Genomic DNA, 15987 nt, shown 5'->3' with positions numbered 1-15987 from the left:
TCGGACCGCGTCGGACCCGCCTCGACGGCCGGGGCGGGTCCGACGCGGTCCGAGCATGAGGGCGGTGACCGGGCGCGCCATGCCACGTCGACTGCGCCGTACGCCGCCCGTACCAGCTGTCAGCTCTGGGCCGGGGTGGGTGTTTCGTCGGCCTTGATGTCGAAGTTGATCTGTTTTCCGTCGACGGAGGACACCTTGACCGTCACGCCCAAGGTGCTGCCGTCGGACGCCGTCAGCTTGCAGCGGGTCGTCGTCCCGACCTTCCCGACGAGGTCCTCAGGGCAGGTGATGTCCGGCTTCGGCTGGCCCGTCGTGGACGCGAGTTTTGCGGCGACAGTGTCAGCCAGCTTCGCCTTGGACAGCTTCGGGTCGGAGCTTCCTACGCTGACCGAACCCGAGCAGCCGACGAGCAGCGCGCCTGCGGCGATGACCGTGAGGGCCCATGTTGCCCTGGACAGAGGTGACTTGGGCATGGTTGGTTCCAATCCAGGTGATCAGAGAAACAGGGGAACGGGGATTCAGGAGTGGGCGTGGCCCCTCTGGGCCGATCAGCATATGGCGCGTATGCGTCTCGCGCTGAGCCTGTTCTGTCCTGCACCGAATAGATGTCAGGGCTCCACGGAGTCCGCACTTCCGCTCACGGGTGGCGGGGATGCAGCTCGAACCGGGGCGCGAGGCAGTGAATCGATCCTGCTCGTGAGCGTCATTCGGGGGCAGTGGACTTGGTGCCGAACTCGATACCGCTCGATGTCGGCGAACCGGCGTGAATGAGCATGCGGGTGTGAGTACGAGTACTCAGGCGCGTGTCTCAACGCCCCCTATAGTGTTCGTCGTTATCGATCACTGATTTGCGATACGGGGGACGTATGGCAGGCAACTCGGCTTCATTAGAGTTCAGTTCGGGCCCGGTAAAGAAGGCGGCCGAAGTCGCCGACGACCTCGATACGAGCATGCGCCAGGCGCTCGCGAGTCTGAAGGAAGCACATCAGGGCGTTAGTGGCGCCGATGCAGGAGTGGGCCTCGACAGCATGGTGAGGCTGAAGCGGATCCTGCCGCAGTGGCAGGCCCGCATCGAGACCGCGCAGGCCGAGTGCCGGAGAGTCGCCACCAATCTGCGCATTACGGCGGGGGCACATGAGGCGAACGAGAGCCGGACGGCCGACTCGTTGAGCGGCCTGCTGACTCCCGCCGATCCCATCGCCGGTTCGCTTCTGGCGGACACGATCAGCACTCGGCCCACGGCGGCTGATCCCCTCGCCGGTTCGGTCGTGGGGAACGGGTTCAGCACGCAGCCGGCAGCGGCCGATCCCATTGCCCGCTCGGTCGTGTCCGGGGCACCTGCGTCTGATGTGACGGGGGACTTCGGATGACGGGGACCTTTTCCCCCAGGCTGACCAGTGACAGCACGCTCCGCTGGAACGAACTGGCCGAGCTGAACCCGGACCAGCTGTTCCTGGTACCGGCCGTCGGATGGCGCGAAGCCAGTCACCGCGCGCACTCGGCGGCCGAGCGCAGCAGGGGCGAGATGGTGACGCCCTTGCAGGCGACCCAGAAGGGGGAGGACGCGGAGGTCGCGGTGGCACAGATCCAGCGCCTCTGCGAGGACTTCTCGTACATCCACCAGGAGTGCGGCCTCGTGGCCTCCGCGTTGGAGGCACTCGCCGCGGAACTCGCCGCCCCGCACGCCGAGGTGTGCCGGGCGCTGGACGAGGCGCAGGCGCGGGGGTTCACGATTCTCGGCGACGGATCGGTGTCGTACCCCGAAGCGCCCTCGCAGACCGGAGGGGAGGGCGCGGTGGGCCCGGAGGGTGTGGCGGATGCGGGCGGAGGCGTTTTCGACATCTCCGGCCAGGTCTCGGACGTACTGCGGGGCCAGGAGAATCCCAACTACCCGTACGCGAAAGACATCGCGGACCGCATCGCGGCAGCGGTGTCCACGGCCCGTGAAGTCGACGCGCAGTACGCCGACCTGCTACGAGACCTGGACACCACCGACGAGGTCGCGGTGACCGACGCGGCATGGGCGGACGCGGACCGGGACGCAGGCCGCACCGCCGGGCTGGTGGATGACGCGTTGGGCACGGGCGTGCCGGGCGACCACAGCACTCCCGCCGAGACGAAGAAGTGGTGGGACGGGCTGTCGGAGGAGGAGCGCGAGCAGGAACTGGCGCTGCACCCGGAGGAGATCGGCAACCGCAACGGCATCCCGTCCGATGTTCGCGACGAGGCGAATCGGACCAACATCCGCGCTGCGATGGGCCAGTTGGAAGAAGACGACAGCGATGGCGCACAGGCGAAGCTCAAGGGCCTGCAGTCCATCCAGGCACAGCTGGACGCGAGAAGCGATCCGCCCATGTATCTCCTCGGCGTTGGGACGGAGGGCAATGGGCGGGCCATCGTCAGCTACGGGAACCCGGACACCTCACGAAATGTGTCGGCGTACGTGCCTGGCCTCGGCACAAGCCTGAACGCGGGATTCGCCGGCGGCGACCTGAAGAGGGCGCGAAACACCGCTCTCGGGGCGCAGAGCCACGACCCCAGCTCCGCATCCATCGTCTGGCTCGGTTACGACGCTCCTCAGACAGGTTCGGGCATCGGTGACGTCGCGGCGGAGGGCGATGCCCGAAAGGGCGGGACCGCCTACAACGATTTCATGGCCGGCATCTCGGCGACGAACGAGAACGCCGACCCGCATGTCACCGCTATCGGCCACTCCTATGGCTCCCTCACCGTGGGCCAGGCGGCACAACAGGACGGCGGAATCCCCGGCGTCGACGACATCATCTTGGTCGGCAGCCCGGGAACCGGAGCGGACAAGGCATCCGACCTCGGCCTCAGTGGAGATCACGTATACGTGGGGGCGGCGGAGAACGACCCCGTCACGCACGCGCCGTCCAAGGCAGAAACCGGTGGTGCCGTTGCCGGCGGACTTCTTGGCGGTCCGATCGGAGCCATTGGCGGGGCAGTCGTCGGTCATGCCGTCGATGGTGGCGACAACGGCTGGTTCGGCACAGACCCGGCCGAAGCGTCGTTCGGAGGCACACGCTTTGCCGTCGCCGACGGTCCGACCGTCATCCCGAACGGAACCGCGGCTCATTCCAATTACTTCGACCCGGTCAAGGACCCTGAGTCGGCCAAAAACATCGGCAAGATCGTGGCCGGACAGGGGTCGACCGTGAGTAGGGAGGAACCGCGATGAAGGCTGCACGAATTCTTGTCGCCCTGGCGGTGGTCGTCACCTTGACAGGATGCGGGGCGTCACGGCTGATGCCCGGATCAAAGGAGCAGAGGGAGCCCTCCATGGATCAGAAGGAAGCCGCCCTGAAGGCAGACGTCATCACCGGTGCAACGCTCAACGCCATCAAACCCGCCGTGCATTGGGCGAATCTCGTGGATCAGAACCCACAGGCTGCCGAGCTGCCTTCTGACCCCGGGGCAACGGACAATGTGTCCCGTTGGGCCGCGATCATGACGATTGTCTCCAAGGAGCAGCAGGTCAGTCTCATTAAGCAAGTCGAGCGCAACTGGAAGAAGTTGGGCTACTCCGTTACGAAGGTCGACCTGGCCAACACGTTTCCCGCGATCTATGCGACCACACCGGAGAACTTCAGGCTGGGCTTCGATGTAAGGGGCGGAGGGCAGTTCTACTTGGAGGTCGAGTCGCCGGAAGCTCAGCTGGCGAAATTCCCCGATCCCACTGTCACGGACAGTGGCACGAGTTACGGCAATCGGCCCCCGCGCCCGAACATCCGCGACGACTACTGGTCGTCCGCCACCTCCGACCCCCGGCAGGCGTACTGATGAAGGCTGCACGGACTCTCGCAGCTCTGGTGGCGGCGACCGCCCTCGCAGGGTGTGGGGCGTCGTCCGATGCCTCCGACGAAAAAGGCATGGACCTGAAGGCCGCCGCAGCACGGGCGGACGACATCACTCTCACGACGCTGAACGCCGTAAAGCCGGGCGTGAAGTGGTCGTTCTCCGTGAGCTCAGGAGGGCTGGCGCACGGTGCGAAGGCAGGTCCCGACGCGACGGGGACCGTGACGCGTCGGGCTGCCGTCAGGACGATCGTCTCCGAGGAGCGTGGTGGTGCACTGGCCGCCATGGTCGAGGCCGGCTGGAAGAAGCAGGGGTACACCATCACGTACCGCAGCAGCCACGGGCACCCTGAGGTCGAGGCCGCGACGAAGGACGGCTTCCAGCTGAGTTTCGGGACGGGAAGCGGCACGCAGTTCACCCTCATCGTGAAAACACCCGAGGCGCGGCTGTCGGAGGTACCCGCGCCGACAGCGAAGGGCACCGGATCTGTCGACCCCGCCCCGGGACCCAACTCGGCGAACATCCGCGACGCCTACTGGTCCAACGACGGCGCTTCCACCCTGACGCCGTCCTGACCGGGACGAACGCGCCCCTCGCACCTGTAGCAGGTGGTCGTCCTGCTAGGCCTCGGGTCCAGCGCGGTGTTCTCCATCCAGTCCAGGCGGGCCCGGCACTTGGTCAACTGCAGGTTCTGGGGCGTAGGGCGTGGGCCTGGCCCACGAACCGGCCAGGGTTACCCCACCCCAGGGCCGTCAGTCCCCTTCGGGGATTGACTGATCTGGATGATCCGTCCGCTACAGCTCACCGGTGCATCGAGGAGGAGGTAGAGCGGGAGCGATCGCGAAGCGTGCGCACTAGGTGCCTGGTCCAAGCGCTTCTCGACCGATTTGCAGCACCTTCGCAGCGCCGGAGGGCTGGAGTCCAGGCGGAGGGGCTGTGACGCAGCTGTGACTGGGGATACGCGGGAGCCCCTGGGCCTTGTCGGAGGCGGCCGATAGAGTTGTTCAAAAGATTAGCCGGGATGGCTACGTTGAGTGACTGAGTGGCTGCGGCGTTGCATCGGTGAACGGGGAGAGGGGCTGACTCGCGATGGCGAGCGGAGAGTACAGAGTCGATCTGAGCGCGCTGGACAGCGTGGTCACGAAGCTCAACGGGATCATCGAGGACGTGAGCGGCGCGAAGTCGGACTCGAAGTACAAGACGTTCCTGCCTGCGGGGGCGCTGGGAAGCGATGACTTCCTCGATGCGAAAGCGCTGCATGTCGCCCATGAGGACATGAAGGGCCATCTCGAGAACATCGTTGAGCACATCCACAAGCTGATGGACGACTTCGGTACGAAGACGAAGAAGACGCACGGGGCGTACCAGGACCAGGACGCGGATGTGACGGCCGCGATGCAGGGTGGGGATGCGTAATGACTGCGGACAGCAGCACCGGCAAGACCGAGTACACGTACGTACCCGCATCGATGTGCTACGCCGGGAAGCCCACGCAACACTTCACCGATGTGGACATGGACCACATGAAGGCCATGGTGCGTAACGCCAAGCCGGAGGAAGTGCACAACGTCGCCCGGGGCTGGACCGAGGTCAACAACAAGCTGGTCGGCGAGGGTGGTGACGGGGGAGCGCGGCACGCCTTCATGGCGGCGGTGACCGAGGTGCTCCAGCACTGGGAGGGCGACTCGGCCGACCAGTTCAAGAAGCAGGCGGACGTCATCGCCAAGAAGCTTGAGAACGGTGGGCAGTTTGCGCAGCAGACGTCTACGGCGATGACCAGCGCTGCGAATGTGCTCCAGACCATCAAGCCTGAGGTCGAGGCGATGCAGAAGCCGAGTACGGGCAACAGCATCGTCAATGCCATCAAGGACGGCGGCAGTCGCTCAGACACTGGTCTGAAGGATGACTTGAAGGCTGGTGTGTCCACGCAGGACGCGTTGGACAAGAACGCGGGCGATCTTTCTGCGGGCAAGGAAGCTCAGCTGAGGATGGCCGTGAAGATGGAGCAGCTGGCGACTGCCTACTCTTCGCAGACGAAGGCTATGGGGACGTGGAAAACGGTCGTTGACGATGGGACGGACTATCCCGGTGCTCCGGGTGGCACCCCACCTGTCCCGATCATCGTGATGCCAACTGACTCTGGCCCCAAGCTCGTTGGTCGGACGCCATCCAGCGGCGGCTCATCCAGCACCGCGAACCGGTCAACGGTCGCTCCGGCTCCCAGCAACCCCAACCGCATTGGCGGCTCGAGCACAGGGTCCTCGTCCAAGTCGACTGCCCCCTCCGGGATCGGCACAGGTGTGGACAGCATCACCACCACCAACCCTCGCGGTACGGGCGCTGGTGCCACGTTCGGGACTGGCACTGGCGGCCTCGGTGGAGGAAGCGGTTCCAGCCTTGGCGGAGCGAACGGCATCACTGGTGCGGGAGCGGGCTTCCCAGGCGTGGGGGGCGCTGGTGCAGGCATCGGGCGTCGCGGTTCGATGAGCGGCATGGGTTCCGAGGCCGGCGCGGGACGTACTGGAATGGGCGGCGCAGGAGGCCTGGGATCCGGTGCGGGCAAGAAGGGCGGCACCGGAGTCGGGGGTCGAGGTCCTCTCGCCCGCACTAAGGGCGGAGTCATCGGCGAAGCCGAAGGCACGACTGGCGCTGGCGGCAAGGCGGGATCCGGACTGCACGGCAGCCGTGGTGGCACCGCAGAAGGCCGCAAGTCCGCGGGTATGGGTGGCGCTGGTGGCGCGGCGGGCAAGAAGCGCGACAAGAAGAAGGACGGCAGCGACCGCCCGGACTACCTCGTCGAGGACGAGGAAACCTGGGTGTCGCCCGACCAGGACGTCGCTCCTCGGGTGATCGACTAGGCATTCGCCGGGCACGGCGAAGACGGCAGTGGTGTGGGGCTCGCGGTTTCGCGCTGTGAGCCCCATTCAGCGGAACGAAAGGGAACATGGCATGGCGCTCAAGCAGACGCTGCGCATTGTGGGCAGTGCGGCGGCAGCGGGGGCGCTGCTCTTCTCTACGGCGACGACCGCTTCGGCAGATCAAGTGCGGAAGGACCAGTGGGTACTCGGGGCCTTGGGCGCCGAGAAGATCTGGAAAGTTGCCACCGGCAAGGGAGTGACGGTTGCCGTTATCGATAACGGTGTCCTGGCTTCCCATCCAGACCTCGTCGGCAATGTCCTTAAGGGTAAGGACTTTATTGATGGTGACTCTGACGCTTCCCCAGAAGCGGGGGAGGATGCGGACCATGGCACTGGTATGGCGGGTGTTATTGCAGGACATGGGCATGGAGCGGGCGGAGCTGATGGGGTCAAGGGTCTGGCGCCCGATGCGAAGATCCTTCCAATCCGGGATGACGGGGGCAGCAGTGGTTTCGCGTCGTCGATCAGATACGCAGTTGATCACGGTGCCAAGGTCATTAATATTTCCCTGTATACGAGCAACGTGGACGTGGACTCCGAGCGCGAAGCAATTCAGTACGCCTTGGGCCACAACGTGATCGTCGTCGCGGGAATGGGAAATAACGGTAAGACCGGCGCTGGCGCTCTCGGATACCCGGCCCTCGATCCAGGAGTGGTCGCTGTAGGTGCGATCAAGAACACGGCCAGGATCTGGGAGAAGTCCAACTACGGCCCGCAGACCCTGCTGACTGCTCCTGGCGTCAATATTGTCTCCACCGGAACCGATTCCGACGGCTACCGCATGGGCACCGGCACCTCCGACTCCACCGCCTACGTCTCCGCCGCCTGTGCCCTCCTTCGTGAGAAGTTCCCGGACCTCACCGCAGGCCAAATCGTCAACCGCCTGACAAAGACGGCCGGCCTCCCCAAGGAAGTCAGGGCCACCGCCAAGCTCCCCGACGAGAAGTACGGCTACGGCTACATCCAGCCCCTCGCCGCCCTCACGGAGAACATCCCGGCCGGCCCCAAGAACGGCCCCCTCACGATGCCCGCTGCCGACCCCGCCAGCAGCGGGGCAGGAACTGGAACGGGCAAGGCGGAAAGCACTCCGCCCGCCTCTTCCGCCGACAAGTCGGACGACAGCGGTAGCAGCTCTTCCACGATCATCGGGGTTGTTGTGGGCGCCCTTGTGGTTCTCCTCGTAGGGGGAGGCATCGCGCTCTTCGTGGTGCGCAGCAAGAGGGGAAGTCGCCGAGACCCCGCCGCGAACCAGTTCCCTGGGCCCGGGAGTTATCCCACTTCGCAGCCGAATCAGCCGCCGCAGCGATACGGCGACCCCGGTGCCTACCAGCAGCCCATGCCTCCCACTGCCCCGCCGAATCAGCCGCCTTCCGGTGGAGGCAACCCGTACCAGCAGTAGGCGGACTGCTGAATTGGCGTATGGCGACGCGCGATCCCGGGACGATGGTTCTGATGGCGCGGCGACGGTGACGTGGAATCGTGCCCGATGCTTTCGAAGGGGAACTGGTGGAGCGCCCGCCGACGGAGTGGCAGAACCAACCGCAGCAGCCGTACCAGCCGCCACCGCAACAACAGCAACCGCACGGAGCCGGATACGGCTATCCGCAGCAGCAGGGTGGTTACCCTCAACAGCCTCCGTCCGGCGGCTATGTCCGCGTTCCGCTGTTCCCCGATGCCCCTCCGCCACCGCCGCGGCGATCGACGGGGAAGCTTGTCGCCCTCACCATCCTTGTGACGTGTCTTGCGTTGGTCGTCGCCGGGGGCGGGTTCGTCGCCTACCGGCTCTATACCTCGCAGGCGCACGACATGACGGCCGCCGAGGAGTACGCCATCTCGCCGCAGAGGGTGTACGACAACCTAGGCACGGCGCTCAAGGAGCAGAACGAGGTGGCATATCTGGAGTGCTTCCAGGGAGCGGAGACCAAGCGGCGGGCCCGGATCCTCTACCGGAACCTGGTGAAGATTCCGTTCCAGGTGGCTCGGTACGAGGAGATCGGTACGCCATATCAGGGAAACGTCGCGTTCGTACACCAGGTGCAAGGCGTGGATGTCGCCCCTGTTTACGAGCAGTACAAATTCGTCTTCGCGACACGCTCGGATGATTCAGAAGTCATTACAAATTTCGGAGGATCTGCCGAGCCCGTTCGTACTTTGTCGGAGACCTACTTCCCGGCTCCATGGGACATGTACGCCAACATGTCTGTCGCGCGCAAGGGCAATGTCGTGGTCATTGCGGACGCGGAACATAAGGCGGATATGGACCGTTTTGCTCCATATATCGCGCGAGGAGCTGAAGATGATGCCGCAGCGTGGAATCGTGCACACCCCGTCGGCGACAGGACGAGTAAAGGCGCTCTGGTCGTGCTCGAGTCCGACCGTAAGGCGTACGACAAGTTGTATACAGGCATGACTGCCCGTCACGATTCACTGGAGGCCGGAGCCAACTTGGCATTGCCTGGGTTCAAGGCCAATGTCGGGGGTGCGGTAACGGGGTTGACCGGTGGGTCGCGCATTGTGATGGACAGTTCGTTGAGCCACTTCACTTCTACTGCCTGGCGCCAAGGAGTGACCGAGATCAGCCGGCATGAGATCGCGCATGCCATGGCCGCCACTTACACCCGCTCGCTCGTTGTATCCCCGGCAACTTGGGTTGCTGAGGGATTTGCGTCCTACATGGAGTTGCGTGACAACGCCACGAGGGCGAGGTACCTCAATCGGGCGCTGGAGGGTTACCATTTCGGCCTCGGTTCGGAACCACCCAATGATGACAGTGAGTTCTACTCCTCGGATTCCAAGGAGCGGAACATCAATTACGCACTCAGCCGCCTGGCGCTCCAGTACATGGTCAAAAAGTATGGCGATAAGGCTGCCTTCGAGTTCGTGGCGGCGGAGTACAGCTCTCCCACCAAGGAAGAGGGAAATTTCCAGAAGTACCTCGGCGTCGATCGCGGGACGTTTTGGGATGGCTGGAAGGGCTATGTCCGGGCTGAGGTACCCGGACTCGGCACCGCAACCTGACCTCAACGCAATGGCGGCTACTGCGAAGCCGCTCCGCGGCTCGCTAACTGACCTGGCGAGAATCTCTCGGCCGCGAGAACGGAAGCGGAGCCAGCGCTCCTCACTGTGCAATGTCGTGGAGTGAACTGTCGGTAGGTAATGCACTGCCAATCGGCCCTCACGGATGCATTGCTGCAAGGGGAATGCTGTTCGCATTATCGCGACTGTGATCAGTGGGTCACAGGTTGTTGTGATACCTGTGGGGTCGCTGATACGTTCGAAGCGATTCGGGTGGGGCGCTTGGTTCCGCCAGCAGTGCCAACGGGGGAGAGGCAGCGCTATGCGCGAAGCAGCAGGCGGCAGTGGCACCACCAAAGTCGATACAGCCACGCTGAACCAGGCCAGCAACAACCTGGTCGAGCTGCGCGGGAGTACCGACAGCGTCGACAACACCGCCGATGACGACACCCTTGCGGCAAGTTCGGGTCTCAACAAGCACGGTGGCGGCTCCATGGGCGACGGCGGATGGGTGTCCGCTGGGGGATTGGTCACGATGGATGTGCGTTGGGGCGATCAGGTCATCAACCTCAAGACTTTGTTGCAGACCATCAGCGAGAAGCTCCATGAGACCCGCGGGAACTACACGGATCGCGAGCAGCAGGAGAAGAGCGAGTACTACCACCATGCCGTCAGCGACTTCGGCTGACCTGCGCCGCTCCTGCCTCCGACTTCTCAAGGACTGATACTTCGCATGGTCTCTTTCGGTTACCTGAACGACGCCAACCTCGTAAAGCTCGACGCTGCTGCTCGTTCGTGGGCACTACTCCCCGCCAAGTACCAAGGCCTGGAGGAGCAGTTCACCAACAGAGTCATCAACCTCCTCAAGGGATCGTGGGAGGGGGAGGCCGCCGATGCTGCGCAGCGGACCATGCAGCAGGCCAAGGAGCAGTACCAGGCCGCGGCCGGCGAGGCTCGGCGAATAGGCGCGCTGCTCGCCGATGCGCATACCGAGTTCAGCAGGTTCCAGAAGCAGCTGCACGATGCTGTTGAGGGGGCGCGCAAAGACAGCTTCACGGTCTCGGACACGGGGACGGTCACCGACGAGGACGCGCGGTGGGACAGCCCTACGGCCTCCGCCGCACCGGGGTTCGCGAGTGAGCGCAAGGACGCTCAGGACGCTGTCGTCGGCAGGCTCAACGAAATTCTGATGCAGGTGACGGCTGCGGACGAGGCGTGCAACACGGCCCTCAACCGTGATGCCAACGGCGGAGACAACCACGGCTTCAATACCAAGGGCTACACGACCCTCGACGATGTTGAGGTCGATCAGGCCGCCGCGCTTATGAAGAAGGATGGGCGGCTCAGCGACGCGGAATTCGACAAGCTCAGGACGCTCCTCAAGGTCAACAAGAACGACCCCGAGTTCTCGCGCGACTTCGCCAAGAGCGTGGGCGCCAAGGGGACGCTCGAGAAGTACAACGAACTCCTCAACCCGCCTGCGGGAACTCAGCTTTCGAAGACTGAGATTTCGGAACTGAAGGAGTTCCAACGGGACCTCGGCACGACGATCGGGACGGCCACCACCTCGGACGACAAGCGTCCGGATCCTGGAATCACCAAGTTCCAGAAGGATCTGCTCGGTCTCGGTAATCACGAGTTCAACGCAAACCCGACCCAACGGTCATACGGATTCTCCGGCTATCAGGTCACCAGCAGCCTGATGGGCAACGGCAAATGGGACAAAGGCTTCCTGCAGGACTACGGAGACGCTCTCATTACTGAGGAGAAGACCCATTCGGGCGCTACGGGAGGTGGTCCGGGCGATTTTTGGTCATCCAGCAGCAACCGGTTCCTCGGGTCCCCGCATATGGGAGCGATCGATCCCATGGCTGGTTTCATGGACGCTCTCGGCCACAATCCAGATGCTTCGACAGAGTTCCTTGGATCGAGTACCTCCGTTGACGGTAAGGACGTCGATCATCTGGATTACCTGATGAAAGATCGGAAGTGGCCCCAGGGTGCCGATTTCACCGGAGATGCCAAGAATCCCAGTGGAGTAAATAACCTCGGTCATGCGATGGAGTCGGCCACTAGTGGCCAGCCATATGACTATGAGGGTGACACGATGCCCAAACATACTGCTGAGCAGGCCAACCTTGTTAACTCGATCGTAGGAAACACTGGCGGTGAAGGTGGTGGGAAGTTGCTCGGCGGTAAGGACGCCTCACTTGCCCCTCTCAGTGACAGCCTGGGTAATATCACGGCGAATTATATGGGCGATTTCCAGCGGTCCTTGTCCGAGCAGGGAGGCCTTCCGGTCCACGGTGTGCCGGTTGGCGGGGAATCTGGGATCGATCGGGCAGAAGCGGTCAATTTCCTTTCTGCTGTGGGTCAGGATCCAGATGCATATCAGGCAATCACTGCTTCGCAGCAGGCATACACTAGCGTGCTCGTGGATGGTGCAGTGCGCGGGCACCCGGACGATGCTGCGGTTCAGGTAGGGGCTGCGGTGCACCCTGGTTCCGAAATGGCAGGGATTATGAGTCAGTCGAGAGCCGAAGCTGTGTATGGGGCCAAGACGGCTGAAGCGGATGATTTCAATTCCAACGCCGATATGGTTGGTAAATGGGTAGGGCGTGGAATCTCCAGTGTCACCGAATCGATTCCAATTCCCATTGTAGGGCCATTGGTCGACGACGTTCAGGAGAGTGTCTTGAAGAGTGCCCAGCAGGATAACGCTGACGAGGCGACTTACTCGGCAGGCAAGGAGTATGTCAATGGGCAAAAGGCGGCAGAAATTGCAGCTAGAGTTGCCGCGGATCGTGCTGCACAGAATGGGAATTACAACTCAGATATGGTGGAGGATCTGAAGACCGCGGCAGGAACTTCGGCTAAGAACGCGTTTACTGTCGGTTCTGCGGTAGAGGGCGCCAGGCATGGTTAAATTTCCGCACCGTCGAGTCGTTGTAATTACTTTCGTCATTTTGCTATCTGGGGCTGGAGTGTACTGGTGGGCGGAAGGTCGTGAAGATTCGCGCGTCCCTGCGCCAGCTATTTCCGCTTCTCTGTGCAATACTTCGGTATCCACGCGGTTCATTCAAAATATCGTGACCAAGCCGAAGAGGGTTGTCCAAATGTTCGAGGCGGAGGGGGAGGAGATTCGGGACATCTTGCTGGCCAGTGGTAACTCGCGAGACCCTGGACATGCAGAGTGCACTGTGCAGGTGGATGAACGTAGATTCGACGTCCATGTTGATATCTCTAAACCTTTCGATCTGCGTAAGAGTGTCGAAAGCAAGATGAGACTTTACCCTGCTGCAAAGCTGGTCACACTGGGCTCGGGCGTTGGCTATGTGGCCCCCGATCAAGCATTTATGACATTTCGATGCCGCCCTGACACGAATAATACTCCCTTCCTTGGTGATCGGAAGGTCAATGTTTGGGCCACGACATCCATAATTAAGAATGGCCAGGTGGTGAGCGAGCCGCGAGATCTCTCCAAGGATTACGCCGCCTTTATTGCTGAGATGTCTCGCTATGTATTCAAAGATGCGGCCAAGTGCAAGGACAGTGAGCCTCTCGCCAGCGGATTGCCGACCTCCAGGTAGACGGCACTACTGATGCGCGAGGCTCCCGGCGGTAGTAGCCCGCCAGGGTCACAGCTTGCCGGTGACGACTCCGCGCCAGGTCCAGCCCCCGCTCAGGATGATGTCCTGCAGCGAGTTCTTCAGGTCCGCAGTGTCGAAGCTGAAGGTCTCGGTCGCTTCGAGACCGCCGTCGTCGTCTCTGCCGAGCGTCCAGTCCTTGGAGACCGTCTTCACCTGGCCGCGTTAGGCCTCGGCGGTGATGGAGAGCGCGGCGACGCCGTTGACCCACCTGACCTCGTACTCCTGGTCGAGGGAACGGACTTCGTTCTTCTCCGGGACCAGGCGCATACGGACCTGGAACACGCGGCTCACCTGGGTCCGGGAGAAGAACATCTGCCACGCCGGCTCCAGCATGCGCCATTCGGCCACCAGGTCGGCGCCCTCCTGGCGGCCGTCCCTGACGACGTAGGGGACATCGGGGCGATTGGGGCCCAGCAAGGCCGTGTGGACCTCGGCTGCGGATCGCGAGGGGACGCCGTCGGCGGGGCGCTTGGTTCCGGTCAGCTTGTCGAAGAGTCTCATCAGATCAACCTAGGAGGGGCCGGATTGTCGGTGCAAGGCGCTGCATGGAGACCAGGCCGGTTGTCGTGAAGGGGCATGCGCGAAGCTCCCGCCAGTACGGGCCCGGGTGCGGTCCGTACTGGCGGGAGCTTTGGCGTTGGGGTGGGTGGTCAGGCGATCGTGGCCAGTTCGGGGGTTGCCGTCTCGGCCGGCTCCTCCGTCGCCGGCTTCCTGTCGCGGATCAGGATGACCGACAGGGCTGCCGCCACCAGGACCGCCGCCGCCGATGCCAGGAATGTCGTCGACATCGCCGTCGTGAAGGCCTCGCGGGCCGCCGTCCTCACCGCCGGGTCCGTCAGCGCCGCGGTGATCGACTGCTTCGCAGAATCAGGGGCGTTCGACGGCATCGCGTCCGTGAAGGTGGAGGAGAGGACCGTGCCCAGGATCGCCACGCCCAGCGCCGCGCCCGCCTGCTGCACCGTGTCGTTGAGGGCCGAGCCGACCCCGGCGTGCTCGGCCGGGACCGCGCCCATCAGTGCTGCCGTCGCGGCGGGCATCGCCAGGCCGCCGCCCATCCCGATCACGACCATCACCACGGAGAGCATCAGGAAGGAGGCATCGGAGGGGAGGAAGGCCAGGGCTGCGAAGCCGGTGGCGATGACCGCCATGCCGACCGCGGTCATCGGGCGGTTGCCGAGCTTGTTGCCGAGCGTGGCGCCGAGGCCGTTGAAGAGGAGCGAGGCGACGGCCAGAGGGGCGAAGGCGAGCGCCGTCTTGGTGGGGGAGTAGCCCAGTACGTACTGGAGGTACTGCGTCAGGACCAGCATCAGGCCGCCGTTGGCGAAGGTGAAGAGGACCAGCGAGAAGCTCGCGCCGGTGAAGTCGCGGTTGCGGAAGAGGGCGAGCGGGATCATGGGCGATTCCGTACGCAGCTCCCAGACGATGAAGGCCGTGAGGGTCACCAGGGCCGTGCCGAGGGAGAGTTGGGTGGTGAGGGAGGTCAGGCCCTTCGCCGGGTACTCGATGATCGTGTAGACCAGCGCCGTCATGCCGACCATCGACAGCGCCATGCCCAGTGGATCCGCCTTGGTCCAGGGGCCCTTGGACTCCGGCATGAGGATGAGTGCGGCGATGATCGCGACCACGGCGATCGGGATGTTGATGATGAAGACCGCGCCCCACCAGAAGTGATTGAGCAGTACGCCGCCGAACACCGGGCCGCCGACCAGGCCGACCATCGCCACCGCGCTCCAGGCCGCGATCGCCTTGCGGCGCTCCTCGTCGTCGAAGACCGTGATGAGGATCGAGAGCGTGCTCGGCATGATCAGGGCTCCGCCGATCCCCATCGCCACGCGGCCCGCGATCAGTTCGGCCGGGCTGGTGGCCATCGCTGCGAGCAGTGAGGCCGCTCCGAAGATCACCAGGCCCACGACCATCGTGCGGCGGCGGCCGAAGCGGTCGGAGATCGAACCGGCGGTGAGAAGGAGGCCGGCGAAGACCAGCATGTACGACTCGATGATCCACTGGATGTCCTGGGCGTCCGCCTTGAGGTCCGAGGCGATCGGGGGGACCGAGACCGTCAGGACCATGTTGTCGATGACGAGTACCAGGGTGCTGAGGCAGAGCACGATCAGGATGAGCCAGCGGCGCGGGTTGCGCGGCGCGGGGGCTGTCGTCGGTTCCATGGCTGGGCCTTTCCCGAAGGGGTGTCGTACGTCGTTCGCTTCTCCGCACACCGTACGGTCACCGAACAGTGTGCGCAAGGCCGTACGTTGTGCGAAGCCGGGCTAGGGTGGGGGTGAGACGCAGAGGAGGCCGCATGTCAGCGGAGAAGAAGCAGGTCCCGTCCGTCTGGACTCGTCCGCAGCGGCGCGTGCGCGAGCAGCCCGCGCTGAGCAGGGACCAGATCGTCACGGAGGCGCTGGCGCTGCTCGACGACGCCGGGATCGAGGCGCTGAGCATGCGGAAGCTGGGGACGCGGCTGAATGCCGGCGCCACCTCGCTCTATACGCATGTGGCCAACAAGGACGAGCTGATCGAGCTCGTCGTCGATCTTGTGTACGGGGAGATCGAGGTGCCGGCGGGCGGAAGCGGGGACGGGGGCGGGG

At 63.9% G+C, this 15987-nt stretch carries 16 protein-coding genes; 12 read left to right on the top strand and 4 right to left on the bottom strand.

What is annotated here, in order from left to right:
- Window positions 1-119: 119 nt before the first annotated feature.
- The gene (locus J0695_RS27695; protein WP_206966453.1) at window positions 120-473 is read right to left on the bottom strand and encodes a DUF4333 domain-containing protein; all 354 of its coding nucleotides are present in this window, start codon (window positions 471-473) and stop codon (window positions 120-122) included.
- A 393-nt stretch (window positions 474-866) separates the two neighbouring features.
- Between J0695_RS27695 and J0695_RS27690 the strand changes: the two genes are divergently transcribed.
- The 11 genes from J0695_RS27690 (at window position 867) to J0695_RS27640 (ending at window position 13339) form a co-directional block, all read left to right on the top strand.
- Window positions 867-1370 (top strand): hypothetical protein, encoded by a 504-nt coding sequence (locus J0695_RS27690; RefSeq protein ID WP_206966451.1) that lies wholly within the window; start codon window positions 867-869, stop codon window positions 1368-1370.
- A complete protein-coding gene (locus tag J0695_RS27685; RefSeq protein WP_206966449.1) occupies window positions 1367-3199 on the top strand; it encodes an alpha/beta hydrolase in 1833 nt (610 codons plus the stop codon). Before J0695_RS27690 ends, J0695_RS27685 begins: the two co-directional genes overlap by 4 nt.
- 101 nt (window positions 3200-3300) lie before the next feature.
- Complete coding sequence (locus J0695_RS27680; RefSeq protein ID WP_206966447.1) at window positions 3301-3801, top strand: hypothetical protein; 501 nt, start codon at window positions 3301-3303, stop codon at window positions 3799-3801.
- Complete coding sequence (locus J0695_RS27675; RefSeq protein ID WP_206966445.1) at window positions 3801-4391, top strand: hypothetical protein; 591 nt, start codon at window positions 3801-3803, stop codon at window positions 4389-4391. Before J0695_RS27680 ends, J0695_RS27675 begins: the two co-directional genes overlap by 1 nt.
- Before the next feature lie 514 nt (window positions 4392-4905).
- Entirely contained in the window at window positions 4906-5232 is a 327-nt protein-coding gene (locus tag J0695_RS27670; protein WP_206966443.1) for a hypothetical protein, read from the top strand.
- Window positions 5232-6674, top strand: a complete 1443-nt coding sequence (locus J0695_RS27665; protein WP_206966442.1) for a hypothetical protein — start codon at window positions 5232-5234, stop codon at window positions 6672-6674. The genes J0695_RS27670 and J0695_RS27665 overlap by 1 nt, the downstream gene beginning before the upstream one ends.
- A 91-nt stretch (window positions 6675-6765) precedes the next feature.
- Window positions 6766-8133 carry a S8 family serine peptidase gene (locus J0695_RS27660; RefSeq protein ID WP_206966440.1) on the top strand — a complete coding sequence of 456 codons (1368 nt, stop codon included), beginning with the start codon at window positions 6766-6768 and terminating at the stop codon, window positions 8131-8133.
- Between the two features lie 80 nt (window positions 8134-8213).
- The gene (locus tag J0695_RS27655; protein ID WP_206966438.1) at window positions 8214-9752 is read left to right on the top strand and encodes a gluzincin family metallopeptidase; all 1539 of its coding nucleotides are present in this window, start codon (window positions 8214-8216) and stop codon (window positions 9750-9752) included.
- 319 nt (window positions 9753-10071) lie between these two features.
- Entirely contained in the window at window positions 10072-10437 is a 366-nt protein-coding gene (locus J0695_RS27650) for a hypothetical protein (RefSeq protein WP_206966436.1), read from the top strand.
- A 45-nt stretch (window positions 10438-10482) separates the two neighbouring features.
- Window positions 10483-12675 (top strand): DUF6571 family protein, encoded by a 2193-nt coding sequence (locus J0695_RS27645; RefSeq protein ID WP_206966434.1) that lies wholly within the window; start codon window positions 10483-10485, stop codon window positions 12673-12675.
- A 163-nt stretch (window positions 12676-12838) separates the two neighbouring features.
- Window positions 12839-13339, top strand: a complete 501-nt coding sequence (locus J0695_RS27640; protein ID WP_206966432.1) for a hypothetical protein — start codon at window positions 12839-12841, stop codon at window positions 13337-13339.
- Window positions 13340-13387: 48 nt separating this feature from the next.
- Here J0695_RS27640 and J0695_RS45485 read toward each other — a convergent pair whose 3' ends face one another.
- The 3 genes from J0695_RS45485 to J0695_RS27630 all read right to left on the bottom strand — a co-directional run bounded on the left by J0695_RS45485 (window position 13388) and on the right by J0695_RS27630 (window position 15564).
- Window positions 13388-13552 (bottom strand): hypothetical protein, encoded by a 165-nt coding sequence (locus tag J0695_RS45485; RefSeq protein WP_307798785.1) that lies wholly within the window; start codon window positions 13550-13552, stop codon window positions 13388-13390.
- A 9-nt stretch (window positions 13553-13561) separates the two neighbouring features.
- Complete coding sequence (locus J0695_RS27635) at window positions 13562-13900, bottom strand: hypothetical protein (protein WP_307798784.1); 339 nt, start codon at window positions 13898-13900, stop codon at window positions 13562-13564.
- A 149-nt stretch (window positions 13901-14049) separates the two neighbouring features.
- On the bottom strand, window positions 14050-15564 hold the full coding sequence (locus J0695_RS27630) for an MFS transporter (RefSeq protein ID WP_206966430.1): 1515 nt from the start codon (window positions 15562-15564) through the stop codon (window positions 14050-14052).
- Window positions 15565-15698: 134 nt separating this feature from the next.
- Between J0695_RS27630 and J0695_RS27625 the strand changes: the two genes are divergently transcribed.
- The coding region (locus J0695_RS27625) for a TetR/AcrR family transcriptional regulator (protein WP_206966428.1) at window positions 15699-15987 on the top strand (289 nt) is incomplete at its 3' end.

The sequence above is a fragment of the Streptomyces beijiangensis genome (assembly GCF_017315755.1).
Classification (GTDB): Bacteria; Actinomycetota; Actinomycetes; order Streptomycetales; family Streptomycetaceae; genus Streptomyces; species Streptomyces beijiangensis.
The sequence above is the reverse complement of the archived record's forward strand: the minus strand, read 5'-3'. Positions and strand labels throughout refer to the sequence as shown.

Excerpts from the sequence above, each read along its gene's own strand:
- J0695_RS27695 (WP_206966453.1), bottom strand. The coding sequence starts at position 473 with ATGCCCAAGTCACCTCTGTCCAGGGCAACATGGGCCCTCACGGTCATC.
- J0695_RS27690 (WP_206966451.1), top strand. The coding sequence starts at position 867 with ATGGCAGGCAACTCGGCTTCATTAGAGTTCAGTTCGGGCCCGGTAAAG.
- J0695_RS27685 (WP_206966449.1), top strand. The coding sequence starts at position 1,367 with ATGACGGGGACCTTTTCCCCCAGGCTGACCAGTGACAGCACGCTCCGC.
- J0695_RS27680 (WP_206966447.1), top strand. The coding sequence starts at position 3,301 with ATGGATCAGAAGGAAGCCGCCCTGAAGGCAGACGTCATCACCGGTGCA.
- J0695_RS27675 (WP_206966445.1), top strand. The coding sequence starts at position 3,801 with ATGAAGGCTGCACGGACTCTCGCAGCTCTGGTGGCGGCGACCGCCCTC.
- J0695_RS27670 (WP_206966443.1), top strand. The coding sequence starts at position 4,906 with ATGGCGAGCGGAGAGTACAGAGTCGATCTGAGCGCGCTGGACAGCGTG.
- J0695_RS27665 (WP_206966442.1), top strand. The coding sequence starts at position 5,232 with ATGACTGCGGACAGCAGCACCGGCAAGACCGAGTACACGTACGTACCC.
- J0695_RS27660 (WP_206966440.1), top strand. The coding sequence starts at position 6,766 with ATGGCGCTCAAGCAGACGCTGCGCATTGTGGGCAGTGCGGCGGCAGCG.
- J0695_RS27650 (WP_206966436.1), top strand. The coding sequence starts at position 10,072 with ATGCGCGAAGCAGCAGGCGGCAGTGGCACCACCAAAGTCGATACAGCC.
- J0695_RS27645 (WP_206966434.1), top strand. The coding sequence starts at position 10,483 with ATGGTCTCTTTCGGTTACCTGAACGACGCCAACCTCGTAAAGCTCGAC.
- J0695_RS27635 (WP_307798784.1), bottom strand. The coding sequence starts at position 13,900 with ATGAGACTCTTCGACAAGCTGACCGGAACCAAGCGCCCCGCCGACGGC.
- J0695_RS27630 (WP_206966430.1), bottom strand. The coding sequence starts at position 15,564 with ATGGAACCGACGACAGCCCCCGCGCCGCGCAACCCGCGCCGCTGGCTC.